This window comes from Oscillibacter sp. 1-3, from assembly GCF_000403435.2.
Classification (GTDB): Bacteria; Bacillota; Clostridia; order Oscillospirales; family Oscillospiraceae; genus Oscillibacter.
Window position 1 is genome coordinate 215,063 of record NZ_KE159708.1, and the last position, 22,807, is coordinate 237,869.

General features: G+C 55.8%; 23 protein-coding genes and 2 tRNA genes. 8 read left to right on the forward strand and 17 right to left on the reverse strand.

Going from position 1 to position 22,807, the window contains the following annotated elements; translation table 11 throughout:
* Positions 1-45: 45 nt before the first annotated feature.
* From C816_RS11405 to C816_RS11445, 9 genes are all read right to left on the reverse strand, one after another.
* On the reverse strand, positions 46-1,155 hold the full coding sequence (locus tag C816_RS11405; RefSeq protein ID WP_016322539.1) for a M24 family metallopeptidase: 1,110 nt from the start codon (positions 1,153-1,155) through the stop codon (positions 46-48).
* Between the two features lie 90 nt (positions 1,156-1,245).
* Complete coding sequence (locus C816_RS11410; RefSeq protein WP_242832189.1) at positions 1,246-2,424, reverse strand: benzoate/H(+) symporter BenE family transporter; 1,179 nt, start codon at positions 2,422-2,424, stop codon at positions 1,246-1,248.
* Between the two features lie 115 nt (positions 2,425-2,539).
* Positions 2,540-4,012 (reverse strand): hypothetical protein, encoded by a 1,473-nt coding sequence (locus tag C816_RS11415; RefSeq protein ID WP_016322541.1) that lies wholly within the window; start codon positions 4,010-4,012, stop codon positions 2,540-2,542.
* Complete coding sequence (locus C816_RS11420) at positions 4,005-4,634, reverse strand: indolepyruvate ferredoxin oxidoreductase subunit alpha (protein ID WP_016322542.1); 630 nt, start codon at positions 4,632-4,634, stop codon at positions 4,005-4,007. The genes C816_RS11415 and C816_RS11420 overlap by 8 nt, the downstream gene beginning before the upstream one ends.
* Positions 4,635-4,713: 79 nt before the next feature.
* Complete coding sequence (locus C816_RS11425) at positions 4,714-5,490, reverse strand: 2-keto-4-pentenoate hydratase (protein ID WP_016322543.1); 777 nt, start codon at positions 5,488-5,490, stop codon at positions 4,714-4,716.
* A gap of 39 nt (positions 5,491-5,529) precedes the next feature.
* A complete protein-coding gene (locus C816_RS11430; protein ID WP_016322544.1) occupies positions 5,530-6,438 on the reverse strand; it encodes a molybdopterin-binding protein in 909 nt (302 codons plus the stop codon).
* 4 nt (positions 6,439-6,442) lie between these two features.
* Positions 6,443-7,243, reverse strand: a complete 801-nt coding sequence (locus C816_RS11435; RefSeq protein ID WP_016322545.1) for a beta/alpha barrel domain-containing protein — start codon at positions 7,241-7,243, stop codon at positions 6,443-6,445.
* Positions 7,244-7,412: 169 nt separating this feature from the next.
* Positions 7,413-8,183 (reverse strand): IclR family transcriptional regulator, encoded by a 771-nt coding sequence (locus C816_RS11440; protein WP_016322546.1) that lies wholly within the window; start codon positions 8,181-8,183, stop codon positions 7,413-7,415.
* Positions 8,184-8,453: 270 nt separating this feature from the next.
* Positions 8,454-9,797, reverse strand: a complete 1,344-nt coding sequence (locus tag C816_RS11445; protein ID WP_016322547.1) for an MATE family efflux transporter — start codon at positions 9,795-9,797, stop codon at positions 8,454-8,456.
* A 142-nt stretch (positions 9,798-9,939) separates the two neighbouring features.
* Between C816_RS11445 and C816_RS11450 the strand changes: the two genes are divergently transcribed.
* From C816_RS11450 to C816_RS11460, 3 genes are all read left to right on the forward strand, one after another.
* On the forward strand, positions 9,940-10,398 hold the full coding sequence (locus C816_RS11450) for an Lrp/AsnC family transcriptional regulator (protein WP_016322548.1): 459 nt from the start codon (positions 9,940-9,942) through the stop codon (positions 10,396-10,398).
* Between the two features lie 520 nt (positions 10,399-10,918).
* Positions 10,919-11,005: transfer RNA gene (locus tag C816_RS11455), tRNA-Leu, on the forward strand.
* A gap of 12 nt (positions 11,006-11,017) precedes the next feature.
* A tRNA-Met gene (locus tag C816_RS11460) sits at positions 11,018-11,093 on the forward strand.
* A gap of 124 nt (positions 11,094-11,217) precedes the next feature.
* Here C816_RS11460 and C816_RS11465 read toward each other — a convergent pair.
* The 5 genes from C816_RS11465 to C816_RS11485 all read right to left on the reverse strand — a co-directional run bounded on the left by C816_RS11465 (position 11,218) and on the right by C816_RS11485 (position 15,838).
* Positions 11,218-12,372 (reverse strand): tyrosine-type recombinase/integrase, encoded by a 1,155-nt coding sequence (locus C816_RS11465; protein ID WP_016322549.1) that lies wholly within the window; start codon positions 12,370-12,372, stop codon positions 11,218-11,220.
* Positions 12,372-12,671, reverse strand: coding sequence for a DUF6809 family protein (locus C816_RS11470; protein ID WP_016322550.1), 300 nt, complete (start codon positions 12,669-12,671; stop codon positions 12,372-12,374). The genes C816_RS11465 and C816_RS11470 overlap by 1 nt, the downstream gene beginning before the upstream one ends.
* 306 nt (positions 12,672-12,977) lie before the next feature.
* Positions 12,978-14,411 (reverse strand): tyrosine-type recombinase/integrase, encoded by a 1,434-nt coding sequence (locus C816_RS11475; protein WP_016322551.1) that lies wholly within the window; start codon positions 14,409-14,411, stop codon positions 12,978-12,980.
* A complete protein-coding gene (locus C816_RS11480) occupies positions 14,369-15,538 on the reverse strand; it encodes a tyrosine-type recombinase/integrase (RefSeq protein WP_016322552.1) in 1,170 nt (389 codons plus the stop codon). Before C816_RS11480 ends, C816_RS11475 begins: the two co-directional genes overlap by 43 nt.
* 3 nt (positions 15,539-15,541) lie before the next feature.
* The gene (locus tag C816_RS11485) at positions 15,542-15,838 is read right to left on the reverse strand and encodes a DUF6809 family protein (RefSeq protein ID WP_016322553.1); all 297 of its coding nucleotides are present in this window, start codon (positions 15,836-15,838) and stop codon (positions 15,542-15,544) included.
* Positions 15,839-16,031: 193 nt separating this feature from the next.
* Between C816_RS11485 and C816_RS23695 the strand changes: the two genes are divergently transcribed.
* Positions 16,032-16,199, forward strand: a complete 168-nt coding sequence (locus tag C816_RS23695) for an antitoxin VbhA family protein (protein WP_016322554.1) — start codon at positions 16,032-16,034, stop codon at positions 16,197-16,199.
* 1 nt (position 16,200) lies between these two features.
* Positions 16,201-16,812: a Fic/DOC family protein gene (locus C816_RS11490; protein ID WP_016322555.1), complete on the forward strand. Its 612-nt coding sequence runs from the start codon at positions 16,201-16,203 to the stop codon at positions 16,810-16,812.
* Positions 16,813-17,375: 563 nt separating this feature from the next.
* Here C816_RS11490 and C816_RS11495 read toward each other — a convergent pair.
* Positions 17,376-17,810, reverse strand: coding sequence for a helix-turn-helix domain-containing protein (locus tag C816_RS11495; RefSeq protein WP_016322556.1), 435 nt, complete (start codon positions 17,808-17,810; stop codon positions 17,376-17,378).
* Positions 17,807-18,019 carry a helix-turn-helix transcriptional regulator gene (locus C816_RS11500; protein ID WP_016322557.1) on the reverse strand — a complete coding sequence of 71 codons (213 nt, stop codon included), beginning with the start codon at positions 18,017-18,019 and terminating at the stop codon, positions 17,807-17,809. The genes C816_RS11495 and C816_RS11500 overlap by 4 nt, the downstream gene beginning before the upstream one ends.
* Before the next feature lie 388 nt (positions 18,020-18,407).
* On the opposite strand from C816_RS11500, the gene C816_RS25645 reads away from it, so the two are divergent.
* The 3 genes from C816_RS25645 to C816_RS11510 are packed head-to-tail and all read left to right on the forward strand — an operon-like array spanning position 18,408 to position 21,716.
* Positions 18,408-19,544 (forward strand): type IIL restriction-modification enzyme MmeI, encoded by a 1,137-nt coding sequence (locus C816_RS25645; RefSeq protein WP_016322558.1) that lies wholly within the window; start codon positions 18,408-18,410, stop codon positions 19,542-19,544.
* Positions 19,474-21,081 carry a class I SAM-dependent DNA methyltransferase gene (locus tag C816_RS25650; RefSeq protein WP_371254371.1) on the forward strand — a complete coding sequence of 536 codons (1,608 nt, stop codon included), beginning with the start codon at positions 19,474-19,476 and terminating at the stop codon, positions 21,079-21,081. The genes C816_RS25645 and C816_RS25650 overlap by 71 nt, the downstream gene beginning before the upstream one ends.
* Entirely contained in the window at positions 21,081-21,716 is a 636-nt protein-coding gene (locus C816_RS11510) for a hypothetical protein (RefSeq protein ID WP_016322560.1), read from the forward strand. The genes C816_RS25650 and C816_RS11510 overlap by 1 nt, the downstream gene beginning before the upstream one ends.
* 182 nt (positions 21,717-21,898) lie before the next feature.
* On the opposite strand, the gene C816_RS11515 is transcribed toward C816_RS11510, so the two are convergent.
* Entirely contained in the window at positions 21,899-22,672 is a 774-nt protein-coding gene (locus C816_RS11515; RefSeq protein ID WP_016322561.1) for a CAP domain-containing protein, read from the reverse strand.
* Between the last annotated feature and the right edge of the window lie 135 nt (positions 22,673-22,807).

Consider the following 22,807-nt stretch of genomic DNA (forward strand, 5'->3'; position numbering starts at 1 on the left):
GCGGCAATGTAATAACGTTTTCAGCCATCCTGCCGGAAATCCCCTTTATTTGCAGACGGGCCCGGCGGGAAAATCCGTTAAAAACTCCACGCCGTCCCGCCTCAGCAGGATGGTATCTGTAATTCTCGGTCCGCCGACGCCGGGAATATAAATGGTGGGAAGCAGCAGATCCACCACCATATTCTCCCGCAGGACTGCGGCGCTGCCCTTGGCAATGATGGGATAGAACTCGGACTGCCGGATTCCCACGCCATAGCCGATGTGCTCCATGACCCAATTTTGACCAAAGCCCTGCTCAGTCACATAGGCGGCGGCCGCGTCATAGAGCTCTCCGCAGGTCACGCCGGGCCGCAGCGCCTCCACGGCAATCCGCTGGGCCCCCTTGAGGACCTCGTAAATCCGCAGACTCTCCGGCTTCGGCGTTCCCAGGAAGACCGTGCGGCACATTTTTGCCGTATATCCGTCGCAGGACGCCCCCAGATGGATGACCACCGGAGCGTTGTCCTCAATGGGCGTCCGGCTGGCATAGGGATGCAGGTTCAGCTGGCGGCTGTGGGTCAGCACCTGCATCCGGAAGGAGGAGCCCATGGAGCCGGCCTTGGCCATGGCGTATTCCGCCTCCGCCAGCACCTCTGTCTCCAGCATTCCGGGCTGCACGCAGCCAATGGCGGCCCGCATGCCGGCGGCCAGCGCCTTTCCGGCGTTCCGCATCCGCTCAATCTCCTCCGGGGCTTTGACGCTTCGGATCTCATAGCAGGGAATGGCGATGTCGCAAACCTGCATATCCGGCGCGGCGTCCCGGAGACACTGATAGTCCTTCAAGCTGATAAAATAGCGGGTGAAGCCCAGCTTCGGCGCCCTCCAGTTCCGCGCCTTCAGCCACGCCCCCATCATCGTGCTCTGATTGTGGGAGGGGAACCGATAGGGCGTTACCTTTTCGATGCCGCCGGCCTTTCGGACATGGCCCGCCTCCATCCACAGGCAGAACAGCTCTGGCTCGCCCTCGGCAGGCACCGCCAGTCCGCCTCCTTCCAAATCGTCAACGCCGGTGAAATAGATCAGGTTCTCCCGGTCATAGATCATGGCCGCGTCTATCCCCATCTCCCGCAGTTTCTCCTGCAGGGCCGCAATGCGCCCGGGCACCAGGTTCTTCATGCCAGTTTCTCCTTTCCAAATGGTACATAGAGCGGCGGCACAAAACCGGCCGCCGCCCTCGTATGATGTTCAAACGGTGATAAATCCCTCTCAGCCCTCCACGGCGGCCTTGAAATCCTGGGGCTCGCAGATCAGGGAGACGACTACACCAATCACCAGCGCCCAGAAAGCGCAGCCAATATTCAAAAGGGTAATGCCGGACAGACCCACGCAGAAGGCGGAAAACGAACCATAGCGGAATCTGCCGCTGGAAAAGCCGTTTTTCAGGCACAGGATCAAAACGTTCATCATAGCCAGACCGGCCAGACAGTTTGCCAGACCGGCAGGGAAGCCGGCGACAAAGGTGATGGCGTAAACGCCCACCACGCCGAACAGGGCAAAGGTAATGCCGTTGACCACAGAGGCCACATAACGGCCCTCCTTCTCACCGGCGTCGGAAGAGCAGCAGATGGCGGTCATCGGACCGGCGATGTTGGCGTTATGTGCGCCGAAGAGGCCGGAGATGATGCCGCCGATACCGGAGGAGACTGTCATGGTGTTGGCGGGGACGAGATACCCCTCGGTGCGGAGAACGCCCATGGCCTGGGCATTTTCCGCGCCCATCACCAGCGCAGCCAGAGGGATGGAGCAGGAGAGGATCAACGTGCCGTTGAAAGCGGGGGCCACAATGCGGGGCGCGATGTAGGTGATATTGCTCATATCCGCGGTAAACTGTCTGGTGACCAGCGCGACCGCGAAGCCGGCAATCAGAGCCGCCACAACCGGCGGACACTTCTTGATAACGCGGGGCACCAGAAAGAAGGCCAGAACCGCGGCGCCGCACACCACGGGGTTGCCCTGCGTGGTGGTGACAATGCCGGAGCCGAACTTCATCATCGCGCCGCCCACCATCGCCATAACAATTTCAAGAGGCAGGAATTGCATGATCTTTCCAATAGCGCCGGACAGGCCGATAATCAGCACAATGACGCCCGCGATGATAAAAGCGCCTGCGGCCTCGTTAAAGCTGTACCCCGCCAGGGCCGTGCCCATCAGGGTCGCGCCGGGGATGGAGTATGCGCCGGAGACGGGAATCTTGTAATACAGCGCCAGAATCGTTCCCAGCAGACCGCCGAACACATAGATGCCAAATACCCAGGTCACGGTGTCCGCCAGGGTGAAGCCGGCGGCGTTGGCGGCGGCCACAGTCACCAGGCAGGGGCCTGTGCAGCCGAATACGGTGGAGATCAGTCCCGCGGAAATCGTGCTCCCGTTCAAATGCTTCGGCAAGTCAGCCAGACCCGATCGAAAACCCGGACCCTTTTCAAAGATTTTCATATGTTTTCTCCTTAATACTTGTTTTTGACATCTGGGGCGTTTCTTCCCCAAAAGCAGAAACACACACTCAGCCCTTCAGCTTTTCCAGGAGGGAGATGTCCACGCCGCGCTGGCGGAACCACTTGGGCATCAGCTCCTCATCCACCCGCCTGCTGACAATGGGCGCCTGACGGATCAGCAGCTCCGCCAGGGATTTCGAGCAGTTCAGACCTCCCATGGCCCCGTCGAATATGATGACCTTGTCGGTGCCGGTGGTCCGATAGGCGAACTCCATGGCGGATTCCGTCGTTTTGGCCACTACGGCGTGATCCATGTACTTGATGTTCATGGGCTCCATGTCGAACATGTCCGCCTGCTCCTGGCCCACCACCACCGTGGGCACATGTTCGGAGAAGAACGCGGAGGGATAGCCCGTCCAGGCGTAGTTGTGGACGCACATCCTGATGGCCGGATTCAGCGGCGGAATGCTCTTTTCAAAGGGTTTTCCGTTCTTGCCGTAGAAGGCCTCCGTATACCAGGTATAGGCCGGCAGGGGCGTCCCCTCCATGTCGTACAGGTCCTGATTGGCGCCGGTGAAATTGGCGTAGATCACGCCGGCGGAGAACACATAGGGGACGGGGCAGGGGAAATCCAGGACGGCGATGCACTCGTCAATGTCGCCGAAGAGGGTCATGATCTTGCCATACAGCTGGCAGCCGATGAAGGTGGCCCGGTCGTTGATGGCGTAGAGATCGTTGTCCGCGTCCACGCCGATGACGCCGTGGGGGCCCACGTTCAGGAAAGCGCCGAAGGCAAATTTCTTCTGAACAAATTCGGACTCAAAGATGGCGCGGGCCGTGAAGTTCGCGGCCCGGGGGCCCAGATTCTGATGATACGTGGAGCGCGTCTCAATGCGGGCATAGGACATGCCGAAGGGCTTGACGGCTTTGTCGATCTGGCGGTGGAAGTGAACCTCCCGCACATCGGTGTGATGGGCGTGGATGATCCAGTCCGCGTCGTACACGGCCTTGATGCCGTAGAGGGTGCCCACCTCTGTCTCAATGGGAATGCCCTCGTCCACCGGAGCGACGCCCTTGGTCTTTCCGGGCCCGTAGTATTTGTCCAGTTCATAGCGCTTGATGTACTCCTCGGTTTCCCGGAATCGCATTCCCACGCCGGCCCGGAGGCGGATATTGTCTGTGCCGGTCTTCTCGTGCACCACGTCCCGGATCGCCTTCAGCAAAATCGCGTATGGCTGGCCGCCCAGCAGGGTGAAGCCGTGGTGGGACGCCAGAACGTTTACGCTGTCCGTGGATTGGATCATGGACATATCCACCTTGCGCAGCTCCTCCTTCGCCACCTCATACAGCCGGTCCAGCGCGTCGTCTCCGCCGGGATAGATGACCTGCGGCAGCTCGGGGAACAGCTCTGTCAGCCGCAGAGAGCACATACCGGGCAGCTCCGCCACACGCCTCTTCACCAGCGCGGGGTCGATGCCATACTGTGAGGGCTTCGGAGCGATGGGCATAATCGGTGCGTGCATCAGATTTTTATCAGCCATGAGTGGCGCCTCCTTCTTCATCTGTCTGAATCTCGGCGATTTTATCCAGCAGGGCGCGATCCTCGTCGAAATAAAAGCCGCGGCTGCCGTATTTCTCCTTCACTTCTTGGGGCATATCCCACGCAGTCACCGTGGTGCCATACCACTGGAAGCCGTCCGGGTTGGGATGCAGTTCGTTTCCGGCAGCCTTGACCATACGCAGCATGGGCTGAATGCACTCGATGGTGCAGCCGGTGCGCATACCTGTGCGGGCGGACACTTCCTCCGGCGTTGTGGCCCCGTCCAGCAGGCAGGCGGCCACCTCCTCCGCGCGGGTGCCCACGCAGTAGCACAAAACCTGCTCTGGATTGAAGTGCGCCTTGGCGCACAGGCTGCGGATCTCCCGCGGATCAAACTTGGAGACATCCACGCCCACATCGAAAGACTCCTCCCGCTTAACCATTGTAATTGCGTAGAAGGGGCAGCGGTCAGCGCAGTTCGCGCAGGCCATGCACTTCTCCGGGTCGGAATGCGCCTTCTTGTCTGTGACGCGGATCGCATAAACAGGACAGACCTTTTCACAGATCCTGCATCCCCGGCAGATTTCCGGGTCCACTTTGGCCATCATTGTTACACGCTTCATAAAATGTTCCTTTCCTTCCTTTCAGCTGCAAGATATTTTATATTTCAGCTGTCCCGGCGGAAAACCGGAGCCGGCTGAACTATTCCACGAACTTTACCGTAACGCTGCCCATGCCCTGAAAGCTGGCCGTCACCACGTCTCCCGCTTCCACGGGAACAGCGGCAGTCAGCGCGCCGGCCATCACGACACTGCCGGCCTTCAGTTCGATGCCGAATTCCGCCAGCATATTGGCCAGACACGCCACCGCGGCGGCGGGATTTCCCCATACCTCGGCGGTAGTTCCGCTGTTGACCAGCTCCCCGTTCTTCTCCAGCGTCATGCCTGTCAGCCGCATGTCCACCTGCTCGATGGGCGTCATCCGCGCACCCATCATCAGGCGGGCGGATGAACCGTTGTCCGCCACGGTGTCCTGGAGCTTGACCTTCCAGTCCTGAATGCGGGAGTCCACAATCTCAATGGACGGCGCCACATACCGGACGGCATCGTACACGTCCGCCACGGTGACGCCGGGGCCTTTCAGCGTCTTGCTCAGGCAGAAGGACAGCTCCCCCTCCACCTTGGGCTGGATTAGCTGGGAGATATGGCAGACCTGCCCGTCAGTCAGGAGCATCCCGTCAAACAGGTGTCCATAGTCCGGCACATCCACATTCAGCAGCTTCTGCATCCCCTGGCTGGTGAGGCCGATCTTCATGCCGATCAGCCGCTGGCCGTTTTTCAGCCTCCGCTCGACGTTCACCAGCTGAATCCGATAGGCGTCCGCCACGGTCATCTCCGGAAACCGGTCTGTCAGCCGCTGGATCTGCGTCCGGTTCTCCTCCGCTTCCCAGAGCTGGTCCGCCAATTCATGGTAATTCATCTTTGTTTCCTCCAATCAAAATGAAATCGGTGCGTTCCTTTACTGCCCGTGGCGGTGATGGCTTCGGCATGCGCCCTTTTGTTTCCACTTCTCCGCCAGAACCGCCGCCAGAGCATCCGCCAGACGGGCGTTGTCCCACGATTCCGCCAGTCCCCGGAGCAGTACGGGAACCGCCAGCTCCACCTCGTCGTGGGGACCCGGCAAGGCGACAAGGGTGCTCAGCCCCTCGCTTCCCACGGCGATGCGGACACCGTCCTTCACATGGCGTCCCGTCCCCTTGGTAAACTTCACCATATAGGGGGCGGCCGCTGCCGAAGCGACGGACAAAATCCCCTCCACGGTGCAGTCCTTGTCCTCTGCTCCCACACCGCCGCTGGTAACAATCAGGCCAAAGCCCCGGTTCAGCGCGTCCGACAGGTTTTCCACCACGTCGGGCAGACGGTCCGGGATCACTCCGCCCACCGTCACCCGGTATCCGGCCCGCTCCAGCGCGTCCCGCAGATACGGGGTATTGGTGTCCTCAATCAGTCCCTGTTCCAGTTCAAAGCCCGTGGGAAAGACGATGGCCCGGCGGGCGACATTCTCTCGGATCGTCTCCGTCATCTCCGCCACCCGTTCCAGCATGGCGGACTGGTTCTCCACTCCGGCGCAGATTTGGCCCAGAATACCGTTGGAGTGGATATAGGTCTCTGGATACAGCGTCACCCCCGGCAGAGCGCCCACCGCCTCCAAAACGGCGGCCTCCCGGCCGATGATGTTTTCCTGTGGAATATCCGCCGCCAGCACGTCCAGGGTGATATGGCGGGGCCGCACATCCACAACCAGCACCTCGCCCTCCGGCAGTCCCAGCGCGCGGGCTACCGTGTTGGCCAAGTTCGTGAGATTGGTGTGCTCCAGAGTAATTTCATTGATCCACAGCTCGGTTTTTTCCAGCAAATTCAGTCCCATTCGCTCATTCCTCCCCCAGCACGTCCAGCTTCATATCCAGCAGCTTCGCGTCCACGATTTCCTTGCCGATGCACAGAATATCGATTCCCCGTCCGGCCAGCTCCGGAATGTCGGTCAGCCGCACGTTCCCTGCGAAGGCGACCTCCGCCGGCTTCCGCCTGCCGAGGCGGTCCAGCGTCGTCAGACAGCGATCCAGATCCGCCAGTTCTCCGGTATCCACCATCAGGATGGCGGCGCCGCCATCAACGGCCTGAATCGTCTCCTCCTCTATGCCGGCGGTTATCCCCCGGATCTGCACCACCCGGGTAAAGCCCGGCAGCCTTTGGCAGGCCTCCAGCGCCGCCGGAATGGAGCCGAACATCCGGATGAAATTTTTATCCAGATAGGCCATGGGCGGCTGGCAGATCCGAAAGGCGGCGCCGCCGGAGGCGGTGGCCGTCCGCACCATGTCTTTGATTTCCGGCGGCATCTTTTTCCAGGAGCCGGAGACAATCCGCACCCTGCCGTCCGCCAGCTGCACCGCCGTTCTGGCGGCGGTGGCGATGCCGGAGAATTTCGCCAGCGTTCCGATAATCTGCTCCTCCGCCATGGCGATTTGCTTTGGGGAGGCCAAAAAGTTTCCAAACCGCTCGCCGTGGGACAGCTCCTCCCCCTCTGCCCTGCAGAGCTCCAGGGCGATCCCCAGCGCTTTGGCACGGGCTCGGGCCGCTTCGACGCCCGAGAGCACGCCGGAGCGTTCCGCCGTGAGAACTGCCCGGAATTTTTTGCTTTCCATCCCCTGGAACAAAAGGTCTCGAACATCCATAGACCGCCCTCCGATATTCTGTATTAACAAACACTGTTCGGAAATAATGAAACAATAAGACAAATACTGGTCCTCTGAAAAACCACGTAACCTTAACACAGATACGATTTTCAATATTATCAAACGCTGTTCGCTTCTGCATTTTAAGATAGAGCCACCGGGAGATTTCTCATCCCCGGTAGCCCAATCTGGCCGATAAGGCTCTTGTGTGCATCAGCAGCTCCTCTTTCGCTTCCTCAATATTGATGCTGCGAATCCGGCCATAGGGAAAAGAGAGGCTGATTGCCAGCACAGGCTCGCCGTTCCGCTGGAAAATCGGCGCGGCGATACAGGATAGGCCCGGCTCGATCTCCTCCTGGTCCATGGCGATTCCCGTCTTGCGGACGTTCATCAGTTCCTCTGTCAGCTGCTGGCGGGTGGTGATGGTCTTCTCCGTCAGCTTTTTCAGGGGAAACTGGAGGTATTGATCCATATACGCCTCCGGCAGGTGGGCCAATATCGCCTTGCCGACACCGGTGCAGTGCATGGGCACCCGCTTTCCGACGCTGGAGGCGCTGATAAGGGACGATCCCGCGTCCAGCTTGTCAACGTAGATAACCTCGCCCTCGCTGTGCGCGGCAATATGTACGGTAGCCGGATATTTTTGCACCAGAGGTGCGCACAGCTCCTTGGCCTCATTCCGGATGTCGATGCGGGAGAGCACCAGGTTCCCCATCTCAAACAGCTCGATCCCAAGCCGGTACTTCCGGTTGCCCGGAATCTGTTCCAGGTATCCGTATCCGGTCAGCGTATTGACAAGGCCGAAGACCGTGCTCTTGTTCAGGTTCATCTCCTCAGCAATCTCGGATATGCCCATCTCCGGCGTATAGCGGAAACACCGGAGAATCTCCACCGCCCTGGCTACGGACTGTACCTGTACACCGCTTTTTTTCCGTTCCATCAAAAGCCCCCTTGCCTGTATATGCCGACAGAAGCTCATCTCCTTACATAGTTCAAGAATGACATTTTAGAGATTTTTTTGTGGACGGAGAAACTTTTGGCAGCCCTCTGCGGGCATTATGCTGTCAGCGCATCCTATGTTGTTGGAATGGTGTTATTATAAAATTCACGTCGCTTTTTGTCAATCTCTTTTGCCAATACAGAATGAAGTTTGTTAATAACGTACAATTCCTGCTCGACTTTCTGTACGCCAAGAAGTATGCCGCGCGGCTTATTTGTTCCAGGAGAGCAGCCGCTTTCCGTGAGCGGCATAATATAGAATTCCGGTCATGTCCGCCAGAAACCAGCCGATAGGCACAGACCACCAAATGCCGCACACGCCGAAGGCCGGAATCGCCGAGAGGGCGTAGGCCAAGGCCACCCGGGTCCCCAGCGAAATTACGGTCAGAACGACGCTCATCCCCGGCTTCCCCAGCGCCCGGTACAGGCCATAGAGCAGGAACAGACAGCCGATGCCGCAGTAAAAGGCGCCTTCAATCCGCAGATAGCGGATGCCCTCCAGAATGATTTCCGTCTCTCCGGCCTCGACAAAAAGAGCCATCAGCGGCCGGGCGAAGGTCCAGACCAGTCCGGAAATAACCACACAGAAGCACATAGATGCCAGCACCGCGCCCTTCAGGCCCGCCCGGATACGGTCTGCCTGTTTTGCGCCGTAGTTCTGGGCAATAAAGGTGGAAAACGCGTTGCCAAAGTCCTGAACGGGCATATAGGCGAAGGCGTCAATTTTCACCGCCGCCGCAAAGGCCGCCATGACCGTGGGACCGAAGCTGTTCACCAGGCCCTGCACCATCAAAATCCCCAGGTTCATGACAGACTGCTGTACGCAGGTGAGAACCGAAAAGCCGGCGACTTCCCGGATGCAGCGCCACCGAAGGGAGCTTCCCCGATAAATGGCCTGAAGCTGAGGACACTGTGCCAGGGCGTACACGGCGATGCCAACGCCGGAGACGTACTGGGCAATGACCGTGGCCTCCGCCGCTCCGGCCACTCCCCGTTTCAGCCCCAGCACAAACCAGAGATCCAGCAGAATGTTCCCTGCCGCCGAAACGGCCAGGAACAGCAGCGGGACCACAGAGTTTCCAACCGCCCGGAGGAATGAGGCGAAGTAGTTGTACAGGAACGAGGCGACGACGCCGCAGAAAACAACCGCCAGGTATTCCCGCATAGCCCCCCACACCTCTTCCGGAACCCGGAGAAAGACCCGAATAGAGTCCAGAAAGGCGAAGGCCAGAATATTCAGCAGCACCGCCGCCGCCGCGATCAGCACAAAGGAGGCCCGTATGCTCTCCCGCAGGCCCGCCTCATCCCGCTGGCCGAAGCGGATGGAGAACAGGGCTCCGCTGCCCATGCACAGGCCCAGCAGGATGGAGGTCAGGAAGGTCATCAGGGAAAAAGAGGCCCCCACGGCGGCCAGGGCGTTTTTTCCCAGGAATTGTCCGACAATCAAGGTATCTGCCACGTTGTAGCACTGCTGGAGCAGGTTCCCCAGAATCATAGGTACGGCGAACAGCAGCATGGAGCGCATCACCGGGCCGCGGGTCAAATCTTTGTTCATCACGTCGCCTCACAAATAGAAAGTTTACACTTTCGTTTTGTAAGTATTGTAACAGTGGTTTTAACGAAAGTCAATCTGTAATTTACTTTTTGGCGAAGATATGATACCATGACGCTGAGAAATCATAAAAGGAGGGATTGGTATGTTTTTAGAGGGGTTAGACGCGCTGGATCAAAAAATCGTCCGCTTGCTGATTGAAAACGCCCGCGCTTCTTATTCGGACATCGGGCAGAAGGTGGGTATATCCCGCGTGGCGGTAAAAACCCGCATTCAGGCGCTGGAGCAGCGGGGTATCATTGAGGAATACACCACCATTATCAACCCGCAGAAGATCAGCGGTGCTATGTCCTGCTATTTTGAGATTGAGACTGAGCCGGACACTCTGACTCAGGTGACGGAGATTCTGGAGCGGAATGAGATTATCACACAGATCTACCGGGTAACTGGGAAGGATAAGCTCCACGTCCACGCGGTAGCATCCTCCAACGAGGAGATGGAGACGCTGATTCGGGACGTCATCGACTCGCTGCCCGGCGTGGTCAGCTGCAGCTGCAATATGATTCTCTCCCGGATTAAGGATATAAAGGGACTGCGGCTGTAAAGGCACGGTTTCCCTGCGCGGGGGCTGCAGGGTATAGTCAGTTTTATCGTTCGGCGCTTCTGCCGGGTGATGTTTATATGCGGGGCAGAGCACGAAAAGAGACCGCCCAACCCGGCGTCATACTATACACTTTATACTCCTTTTAATGTTTAAGGCCGTGCAGAAAGGCGGCAGTGATCCTCTGCTGCCTCTAAGCCCTGTCGTAAGATGTATGTTTTTCAGTTTAACACCCTATTGTCTACAAAACGGGGTTTCCTTTAGCGTATCAGAAAGGTGTTTTTTTCAATAACCTGTCCACACTATTGGGTACATTATATGCTATCCTCGTTTGGATTGCCTGAGATTGGAGACACCCTCTAGGACTTGACATTTTTTGAAGGTCTGAATAAGAGTAAACAGGTGGGCACACTAATATGTGGTCACTTGGTTACTGGAATCTACTTTACGAATCGTAGGGAAATTCAAAATGATCCTTGACAAATGTGCAGGGTTGTGTTATCATAACGCATATCGGGTAGTTGCCGGTGTGGTGGAATTGGTAGACACAGGGGATTTAAAATCCCCCGGTAGCAATGCTGTGCCGGTTCAAGTCCGGTCACCGGCACCACACTTAATATATCGCGGAGTAGAGCAGTTGGTAGCTCGTCGGGCTCATAACCCGGAGGTCGCAGGTTCAAGTCCTGTCTCCGCAACCACAAAAGTCCTGAAATCTCACGATTTCAGGACTTTTTCTTCGATTTTGCATTGAAATAATCCGGCCAAAAATTTGGGTCAGCGCTCTGACCTAAGCGCTGACCCAGACGGCGAAATGTCCGGAAACTACCGGATAGCACCGGAGAGGATGTCGCCCATCGTATTCGCTGCTTCCCTCTTCGCGGAGGTGGTGACGTGGGTGTAGGTGTCCAGGGTGAATCCGGCTGAGTAGTGGCCCAGCATCCCGGAGACTGTCTTGATGTCAACACCGTTTTGCAGTGCCAGGGTTGCGAAGGTGTGACGAAGGTCGTGAAACCTCACCTTCGGCAGCCCCGCCCGCTTCAGCACCCGGTGGAGCATGTGGAGCACACTGTCTGGTGAGATGGGACCTCCTGTTGGAGATGGGAATACGTATTGGCTGCTGCCGCTTTTCCTTCTCTGCTCTTTCAGGACTTCCATCGCATCTGCCGACAACGGCAGAATCCGGTAGGCGTTCTTCGTCTTTAGCGGCGCCTCCACGATCTCGCCATCGATCCGGCAGACCTGCCGCTGAACCCGGAGGCTGCCCTGCTCCAAATCGATGTCCTCCCATTTCAACCCCAGCAGCTCCCCGCGCCGAAGACCCGTTGCCAGTTCAATGTAGTACATCTCAAAGACGCCGGTCTCTTTTGCCTCCCGCAGGAAGGATGTCAGCTGCTCTACGGGTAGCGTCTTCATCTCCCTGTGCTCTAGCTTCGGCAGGGCGCAGCCATCTGTCGGGTTGCTTGCGATGAGTTTCTGATCCTTTGCGAAGTCCATAGCGGAGGAGATCACCTGATTGATGTTCCGTACCGTCTTGGCGCTGAGACCCTTGGGCTGTTTCTTTGCCTCAGTCCGTTCCACTCTGCCGCCAGTGAGGAGCTTTTTGTAGAGCTGCTGTAAGTGCAGAGAGGACAACTTGCTCAGCGGAACACTGCCGATGCTGGGCTTGATGTGGTTGTCGATATACCCCCGATAGGTCTGATGGGACGAGGGGCGGACTTTGATTTTTGCGCAATTCTCAAACCATACGTCCATCCATTGACCGACTGTGTACTGCTCCGCTTTCACGATGTCCAGATTCGTATTTGCCTCAATCGCCGCCTTGAGTTTTGACTTGACTTCCGCCTGGGTCCTGCCCAGCACATTTTTGTAGATCACCTTTCCGGTCACCGGGTCACGTCCCGCGGTGTATCGCCCCTCCCAGCGGCCATCCTTGCGTTTACGGATACTGCCCTCGCCGTTGGCACGCCTTTTTGCCACTACTGTTCACCTCCAATTCTTGTGTCGCCATCGTTGTCATCCATGCACTCCGCCATCAGCCTCACGCCCAGCCGGAAGCCCAATATGAAATTCTCCAGAGCCGTGCTGCTGTTAATCTCCTGTTGGGAGCGGGTGAGCCTTGTGAGGATGTGCCTCCCTTCTTCATCAAGGAGTTCTGTCAACTGTTCCTCGCATTTGGAGACACGATCTACTGCCCGTTTCATCTCTGAGTCAGGCGCCATCTGTTGATCGCAGGGTGTGATATTGCTGTAGTAGAAATCCTCCAGAATTTTTCTCATTTCTCTGCCCTCCTTTTCAACTGCACAACATACCAGTACGCCGTGTCAATAGCCAGGGTCGGAGGGCAGAGTTATCAAAAACTTATCATTTTCCAGCCGCAGCTTCTCTTTGGATGTATCAGCGCAAGTAGTGTCTCATAGGAATTAGCAGATTTATACCTGTGAAAGCATCCGATAACTCCCCGAAACCCACTGCTTCCACAACCTTTTTTGCCTGTCCATTATGAGTGCATACCCTCTGACCACATATTTGCCCACAGACAGAGAAACCCGCCCTACCGGGTTATCCCCGGTGGGGCGGGTCCGTCAACCAGCCTTGCTCTCTGCCCTCAGCCGCTCTTTTTCAGCGGCCACCTCCGCTCGCATCTCGGCAATCATGATTGCCAGCAGCCTTTCGCATTCTTCCTCTGTATCGGCATGGACGTTTCGTGTTTCCAGCCTCCCATCCGGCCATGTGATTGCGCACCGTCCAGTCCATCGACCGCTTTTACTTTGACTGAGGGACCCGGTTCCCCACCGTCGCCTCCCCTTCCAGGTGGGCTGGAAATCGGTCATCATAGCCTTGGGTTCTGCCGGCGGTGCGGGCTCCGCTGCCTCCGCCCTACCGATGCCCCGGTCGATTTTTGCGGCGGCCTGCTTCTGCATATCATCAGTCACGTGGGCGTAGACGTTCAATGTAGTAGCACTGGAGATGTGACCGATGATGGTGGACAGGGTCTTCACATCCATTCCATGCTCCAGTGCGTTGGTAGCGAACACATGACGCAGGTCATGGAACCGCACCTTTTTGCATCCGGCGTGTTTTAGAATCTTGGCCAGACGGTGGCTGACGACGGAGGGGGCTATCGGAGCGTCCTCTTTTTTAGGCGAGGGAAATATCCACCGTGAAGAGACGGCCTGCTTGTACATTCTCAGTGCGGCGACCACTGCGGGCGGCAGAATCACCGTTCGAATGGAGGCTTTGTTTTTCGGCGGTTGTATCAGCAGCTCGCCTTTGATCTGGTAGACCTGACGCTCGATTCTTAGTTCGCCGGTGTTGAGATTCAGATCATCCCACTGGAGGGCCATCAACTCTCCCACTCGAAGCCCGGTGGTCAGTTCCAGCAGGAACACCTCATAGTAACCCTCGGCCCTGGCCTGAATCAGCAGCTTTTGCAGTTCCTCCCGGTTGAGCAGCCGCATCTCCATTCGCCTGGCCGAAGGGAGTTTACATTCCTTTGCCGGATTTTGAGAAATCAGTTTTTCAGCCACAGCTTTTTCCAAGGCTCTGCGGCAGAGACCATAACAGTGCCGTATCGTATTAGCGGAGAGCCCGTCACCTCTGGATTCCCGATATTCACTCCGTCCATCTTGCCTCATCCAGTTTATGAACCGCTGGAGGTCGTTTGCGGTCAGCTTATTGAGAGGAACATTGCCCAACCTTGGACGGATGTACAGGCGGATATTATTTTCATAGCCTGTCCGCGTGTTTGGCCGGACGGCGGGTTTACAGCAGGTCTCATACCAGAATGTCATCCACTCACCAAAGGGCATATCCGATCTGACCTTGACAGCGGCTGTTGGCGTTACTACGTTTTTCAGAGCGCTCAGCTTCTCCACGCACTCCCCCTTAGTCCTGGCAAGGACATTCTTCGTCTTGGGCAGGCCCTTGTCATCATAACCGATGACCACCCGCCCCTCCCAGCGGCCATCCTTTCTCAGTCGGACGGTACCCTCGCCACTTTTGCGCTTTCTTCCCATGGTCTCAGCTCCTCTCCAAAAATATCTATCAGGAAATCTCCTACTACTTCCGATGCCCGCTTTTGCATATCGCCAGTGGTATGGGTGTAGGTATCCAAGGTAAACGCCGCTCTGGTGTGGCCCAGGATACTGGACAGGGTTTTCACGTCCACACCTGACGCCAGAGCGTGAGTTGCGAAGGTGTGACGCAAGTCGTGGAAGCGAATGTTCGGAAGGCCGGCCCGCTTCAGCAGAACTTTCAACTGGCGGTATGCGGAGCCAGGATCAGTGGGCTGCTCCGGCTTCAGCGGGTTGGGGAATATCCACTCAGTCAGAGCCGATACTTTCCTTTTACTGAGCAGAGCCGCTGTACTGGAGGGCAGAACGATCTTCCGAGTACCGGAACTGGTCTTGGTATCTCCGGCAGTCAGCCCACCACCATCTTCTCGGTAGAGGGTGCGGCAGATTTTCAGAGTGCCGCTAGTTTCATCGAAGTCCTCCCACTTGAGCCCGCAGATCTCGCCCCGGCGCAGGCCTGTGGTCAGTTCTGTGTAGAAGAAGTCACACCAGATTTCATCCTCTGCGATGACCTTCATGAACACATCCAACTGCTCATCCGTCAGTATTTGCTTTGTCCCATAGCTGAACCTGGGAGCGGTGATCTGCTCGGTCGGGTTGCTGGCGATCAGGTGAGCCTGCTGTGCCGCCTTCAGCGCACCGTGGAGCGTGGTGTGGATGCGGCGAACTGTACTGCTGGCCAGGGTGTTGTTCAGCTTCTCATAGAACCGTTGGACGTCTTTCGGTGTAATCCGGGCCAGCGGCTTATCGCCCAGGCCGGGGCGGATGTGGTTCTCGATGTAGCTTCGGTAGTTCCTCAGCGTGTTGGGCCGCAGAGTATCCACCATATTTTCCAGCCACTTGTCGAGCCACTCGCTCAAGGTCATCCGGCTCTGCTCTGTCAGGTCGGCGCCCTGGTAGTTGTTGATATGCTGGCGGAGCTTCACGGACAGCTCTTTCTGCGTGGGAGCATAGACGTAGCGGAAGATAGAGTCGCCGTTTTCCTTGTGGCCTACTACGATGCGGCCCTCCCAGCGACCGTCGTCACGCTTGCGCACCATGCCGTCGCCGGACGGTCTGCGCTTTGCCATTTGTCATTCACCTCCAGTCCGAATATCACCGTCATTGTCATTCATGCACTCGGCCATGATCCTGACACCCAGCCGAAAGCCCAGGATAAAATTCTTGGTTGCTGTGATGCTGTTGATCTCATGCTGTGACCGGATGAGCTTTGTAAGAGTCTCTTGCTCAGCTTCCTCGAGTTGCTCTGTGAGTTGTTTTTCGTAGCTGGCGACACGATCTACCGCCCGCTTTAACTCTGAGCCAGGCGCCATCCTCTGTTCGTTGGGTGTGATATTGCCGTAGTAGAGATCTTCCAGAGTCGTTCTCATATCTACTGCCTCCTTTGCAACACCAACACATACCACACTTTGTCGGGAATAGCTACTATTTTTTTCGAGGACTTTTATTCTTTGTTTTGTGGCGCAAAATTTGATAGGGGCAGAGGTGATTTTCAGTTTGCAACCGTTTACCCTTTGTGCTACAATGCATATAATAACTCCTGATTAGGTGGAGGTGTGATTCATGCCGCGTTCCATTGAGCACTCTATTGAGGCTGCGGAGGTTTCTCTGCGGATGGAGGGACTTTCTGTTACGGAAGTCTGTAAGGAACTGTGCCGGAAATTGCTCGCCGGCGAAATTACGCTGGAGCAGTACCTGGCTCATGTTACTTCCAGCAGAGGAGAGTGCTGACATGGCCTACAGCATGGACTCCACAACAGACGGCTGCTATCCGGGAACAACTTGCCTGATCAACAAGCTGGGTATCCAAGACGAAGCGGTGCTAGCGGAAACAGAGGCGGCTGTCGTTTTAGGAAAAGCCAGTCTGCTGGATCAGCAGCCGATTGTCGGCGGCTTTGACTTTGACCACTACAAACGCATCCACCAATTCCTGTTCTGTGATCTCTATGACTGGGCTGGACAAATACGCACTATCAATATCTCCAAGAAGGGAACCGCTTTTGTTCCTGCTGCAGAAATCGAACCGTGTGCCGATGCGTGTTTCAAGCGCCTGGCTGGTTTCAGCGGTGAGCGCTTGTCCCATCGTGGGCTGGCGGAGGAGGTAGCGGACTTTTATCACACCGTCAATATGCTGCATCCATTTCGGGAAGGCAACGGCAGAGTACAGCGTGTCTTTTTTACGCAGTGGATTCGCAGTCTTGGGTACGATCTTGACTTGAGTTCTGTAGACCCGGATGCGTTCATGATCGCTACGATCTATGCGGCGCAGGGCGTTATGGATCAGCTGGTTGACTTTTTTGAGCAGACGATTGAGTGGCCACAGATGGGAATGCGGATGACCTGACGAGCTTGGTTTTGATTTCATGCTGGGCGGCAGCTTGCTGCTCAGCATTTTTGACCTCTGAGGTATCCACTTGTTGTTGGCGCAGATCCTTGCACATATCCCCGCTTAGACCCGCCAGTATTGCGGTGACTGTAAGGGCAGATGAAAAACTGACCCCCGGCTTGACCCCAGGGGGTGAAAAATGACCCCCGCGTTGGTTTCTGCAAAATCTCTGAAAACCACCTGTGACAGCCACCTTGTGAAATGGTGAAATGATGCAGTATTTTCTCTGTTCTCCTCATTTACGGCCACCTGCCACAGCAAAAAGCGAAAATTCCGACCACCTATGGAAAAGCCCCGACCCGCTCTGCGGGGCGGTGTAGCTGGCCGGGGGGCGCGTAAGCGACCCCCGGCCTTTATCCTGCACTTTTTTCGACCCCCCGGTTCACCTGCCACTTTCAGTTGTGCTGAATTCGCGGGATGGCGCACACCGGCCACACGCTTTGGACACAGCTTCGTCTGCGATGGACTGCGGCTTGTTACCCTCCGAGCATCAGCGAGGCCACACAGCGGCGCACAGGCTGTCACGCTGAGTGCGTACTATCGTTGCGAAGTGCGAGAGCGTTTGCGACTCGCTGACGCTCAGCCGCCACATCTATCTGCGCCAACTGCTGTTCGTAGAACTGGTCCAGCGCCAGCTGAATCGGACGGATGGTGTAGAGCAGATTGCCGTTGCGCTTCAGGCCAGCCTTGGTGGTGACGGATGTGTTCTCTGTACTGATGAGCTGCCGCTCCTCCAACACGCACACATACTTGTGGACGGTGTTGGCGCTCATCCTCACTGCTTTGCCAATGGTCTTGTAGCTGGGCCAGCACTGGTACGTCTTCCTGTTCTCACAGCAGAGCAAGTACGAGTAGACAGCCAGTGCGCCGGGCGACAGACCCAGCAGGAATATCTCGTTGGGCAGCTGGAAGTAGTTCTTGACTAGATCACGTTTGGGCCACGGTGTGTACTTCACTCCGCACCTCCCTGGGTGTGTTGCGACACCCACTCCACGAATTGCTCCTTGGGTACCACCATCCTGCTGCCGATCTTCAGCACTGGAAAATCCGGTTCATGCATCAACTCGTACCCGCTGGACGGTGAGACGCCTAGCATCTTTGCCACCGTTACCGCGTTCAGGAACAGCGGCAGTTCGTCGTAGTTCTTGTAGCCAGATTCTTTCATGTTGCGCTTGACCTCCTTTTCTGTTGAGTCAGTTTTTCCTCTGCCCTTATGCGCTGACTCCCTCACTCTTCTACCACAACCTCTGATGGCTGAAACCGAACTTTCTTATAGACGAGTTTACAAAATATTTACCAATTCAGAAAGCAGTTCCCCTCATCCCTCTACTACAACCTCCAGAGTCTAAAAGCGAACTCTTATTTTTCGTTTTCAGAAAAATTTTTTGCTGTAGAAAAAATCACCCGCCAGAACTGAATCTGTCGAGTGATTGTATCGGAAAATTTGAGGGGCGCTTGATGATGGGTTGTACTTGGCAGATTTTATAGATTGCTCTGGAAAAATGCGGTCTTGTATGGTATCCTGTAAAAAAAGCAACTGGGGGAATACCGCCATGACAGATACACAGCGCCGCGCCGCCGCAAAACAGTTTGCCGCCGACTGGCAAGGAAAGGGTTACGAAAAAGGCCACAGCCAAACCTTTTGGCTGTCCCTGCTGCAAAAGGTCTACGGGGTGGAGGAGCCGGACAAGTTCATCACCTTTGAGGATCAGATCATGCTGGATCACACCAGCTTCATCGACGGCTTTATCCCCTCCACCCACGTCCTGATTGAGCAGAAAAGCCTGGGCAAAGAGCTGAACAAGCCCATCAAGCAGTCGGACGGCTCCCTGCTGTCCCCGTTCCAGCAGGCCAAACGGTATGCCGCCGAACTGCCCTACTCCCAGCGACCCCGGTGGATCGTCACCTGCAACTTTGCCGAGTTCTACGTCTATGACATGGAGCGGCCCACCGGCGACCCGGAGATCATCAAGCTGTGCGATCTGGAAAAAGAATACTACCGCCTGCAATTCCTGGTAGACACCGGGGACACCAATATCAAGAAAGAGATGGAAGTCTCCTTGCAGGCGGGCGAGATCGTGGGCGTCCTCTACGATGCCCTGTTGAAGCAGTACAAAGCCCCGGAGGCCGAGGACACGCTGAAAAGCCTGAACGCTCTGTGCGTCCGGCTGGTGTTCTGCCTGTACGCCGAGGACGCCGGTATCTTCGGCAGCAAGAGTATGTTCCACGACTACCTCCGGGACATCCCTGCCAGCGGTATCCGCAAGGCGCTGGTGGAGCTGTTCCGCATTTTGGATCAGAAGCCGGAGCAACGGGACAAGTACCTGGCCGACGACAACCCGGCGCTGGCGGCGTTCCCCTACGTCAACGGCGGGCTGTTCAGCGATGAGAATATCGAAATCCCGCCCTTTACCGAGGAGCTGAAAAATCTCCTGCTGGAAAAGGCCAGCGGGGACTTTGACTGGTCGGTCATCAGCCCCACTATTTTCGGGGCGGTCTTTGAAAGCACCCTGAACCCGGAAACCCGGCGCAGCGGCGGGATGCACTACACCAGTATCGAGAACATCCACAAGGTCATTGACCCGCTGTTCCTGGACGGCCTGCGGCTCCGGCAACTTTTTGACGGAGACCTACCTGTCCCTGCGCAAGCTGGAAAACGAGGTCTTGCGGTGTGCCACCGACCAGATTAGCATGGATTTGGACGGCATTATTCAGGTGTCCATCGGCCAATTTTACGGTATTGAGATCAACGACTTTGCCGTGACGGTGGCAAAGACTGCGCTGTGGATTGCGGAGAGCCAGATGATGAAGGAGACCGAGGACGTGGTGCATATGTCCCTGGACTTCCTGCCGCTGAAATCCTACGCCAATATCACAGAGGGGAACGCCCTGCGGCTGGACTGGGAGAGCGTGGTGCCCAAGGACAAGCTGAACTATATCATGGGCAATCCGCCGTTTGTGGGCTACTCCTTGCAAAGCAAAGGGCAGAAAGAAGATATTCTTTCCGTTTATGTGGATGAAAAGGGCAAGCCATACAAGACGGCGGGGAAAATCGACTATGTTTCCGGCTGGTATTTCAAGGCCGCTCAGTTAATGCAGGGGACAGATATTCGGACGGCGTTTGTGTCCACCAACTCTATTACCCAGGGGGAACAGGTGGCGGGCGTTTGGAAGCCGCTCTATGACCGATTTGGGATTCATATTGATTTTGCACATCGGACATTCCGCTGGGACAGCGAGGCCAGTATCAAAGCCCATGTCCATTGCGTGATCGTGGGATTCAGCCCTGCCCCAAACCAAGCACCCAAACGCATTTATACAATGGAACGATATCAAGAAGCCGAGAATATCAATCCTTATTTGCTTGATGCCCCCAATGCGTTTGTTGATAGCCGAAACAAACCAATTTGTGATGTTCCGCTGATGACAACAGGAAATCGACCTGCCGATGGGGGACATTTGATTATTGAAGCTGACGAGTATGATGAATTTATTGCAAAAGAGCCTAATGCGCTGCCATATATCAAGAGACTGGTTGGCGCCGCAGAGTTTATCAATAACAAAAAACGCTGGTGCCTATGGCTTGTCGGAATTAGCCCAGCAGAATTACGAAAAATGCCGCTGGTGCTTCAACGGGTGGAAGCGTGTAAAGCAGACCGTGAAAATGCGCCCGATGCCGGACGCCGAAAGCTGGCAGAACGCCCTACACAGTTCCGAGAAATCAACAATCCAGATACATTTGTGGTTGTTCCTGCCGTTTCTTCCGAACGAAGGCGATATGTGCCGATTGGGTTTCTTGACAAAAATACAATAGCAACAAATCTTGTAATAACGATTCCAGACGCACAGCTTTACCATTTTGGTGTGCTGACTTCCAATGTCCACATGGCCTGGATGCGGGCAGTATGCGGGCGGCTGAAAAGCGATTACCGCTACTCCAAGGATGTTGTCTACAACAATTTCCCCTGGCCTACTCTCACCGACGCACAGAAAGCCAAAATCGAGCAGACCGCCCAGGCCATCCTGGACGCCCGGGCCCTCTACCCGGACTGCTCCCTTGCCGACCTCTACGACGAGATCGCCATGCCCCCGGAGCTGCGGAAGGCCCATCAGCAGAACGACCGGGCCGTCATGCAGGCGTATGGGTTTGACGTGGCGACCACCACCGAGACGAGCTGCGTGGCGGAGTTGATGAGGATGTATCAGAAGCTGACGGAGGAAAGATAATGACAGAAGTAATTTGCTTTTTAGATCAGCATGAAGGCTCATTGATGGTACTTATTACTGCGGTTTATGTTTTAGCAACAATCCTTATTTGTTGGGCAAATATAAAATCTGCGAAAGCTGCACAGGAGCAACTCACAGAGGCAAGACGGCAATACGTGGAGGAAAATCGTCCGCGTATTACTTATGAAGTGATTTTTGAGAATCGTATGTGGTATGGTATGAGATTTACCAATCATGGACGGCGTGTGGCTACTCATGTTCAAATCAAGTTTGATTTGGATTTCTTGAACAGTCTTAGCAAAGATTCTGCTATTGATAGATTAAACACACTTCAACAACAAGAATTTGTCTTGGGTATTGGACAGAGCTATAGTTATTTTTTTGGCGCAGAGGAGTTCCGTAATAATCCGAACAAAAGGCCAATTATTGGAGAAATTATTTATCAAGACGAACAAAGTACCTATCAAGATTTTTTTAATATTGATTGGAACGTATATGCCACGTTTTATTCGGTTAATACCCCCACTGACGATCTCCTCAATGAGGTGAAAAAAGTAGTGAAAGAATTAAATCATGTTGCACAAGCCTTGACACTTCAGCAATCCACAAAAGCCAAAAAAGACACCGAAAAATGATAAGTACGAAGCAGAGACTGAAACTTCCTTCGAAGGCTTTAATTCTTTGTTTTCAGTTACGCAATATCTGAACAGTAAATCCGCACTTCCCGGCATTGTATTTTCCTGCATGTACTCTGTTTTTGCTACCACGAGGGATGGCTGTCCAGGAAATTGGACAGCCATCCCTGGTCGCTATCTGGTTACGCATAGAAGTTGACGCTGTTGGGTATTCCGACGAACATGTAGCAGTAGGTTATGCCGTCGTGTTGGGTCACGCCTACACCGATGCAGTCGCATCTGGAGTTAATCATCGTCTCGAAGTGGCCCGGCGAGTTGATCCAGTTGTCGACGGCGCGCCGGGCGGCGTCGGTTGTGCCGGTGAACACGGTCAGGTTGTCCCCAAAGCCGTAGGGATATCCGGCATCGGCAGCGGCCTGGCTCTCTTCTGGAGCATGATGCCAGGTGTAGCGCCGGTTGGAGCAGGCTTGGGCGGCGTTCATCAGAGCCTCGTTGACCGGCAGTTCCGGTACCCCGTTGTCCTTTCGGGTCTGGTTGATAAGCCGGATCATCTCCTGCCGTATCTCCAGGTTGTCCATCAGGCCGACGCTGTCCCCACTGGCGGGAGCTTCCAGCGAGGTGGGGGCTGCTGGGCCGACCGTCAGCGTCATGCTCCCACATTCCCCGACGCTGTTGGAGGCGGTGATCTCCGCGATCCCAGACCCCTTGGCGACCGCCACCCAGAAGGTCAGTACCTGCTCCACCGCTACTGTGTCCGGGTTACTGGAAGTGACAGTGTAGTCCGTACCGCTGGGGCCGATGATGATGCCGCTTCGCTCTCCTACCTCCAGGGTACTGCCCTTGTAGCTGCTCACTCGGATGGCCAGAGCCTCCGTTGCCGTGGCGGGTACGGCGAGGGCGGTTGTGAGGATGGTTGCTGTCAGTGTTACGGCAATGCGCTTTTTCGTACTGATCATGATTTTCCTCCATTCAGTGTTTTGTTGGATTTTGGCAAACAACACAATGCCGAAAGATTGGCCGGAAGTCAATAGAAAACTGTAATCTGAAATGGAAAAATGCAGAGGTAAAAATAAAGCGTATTGCACAGCACT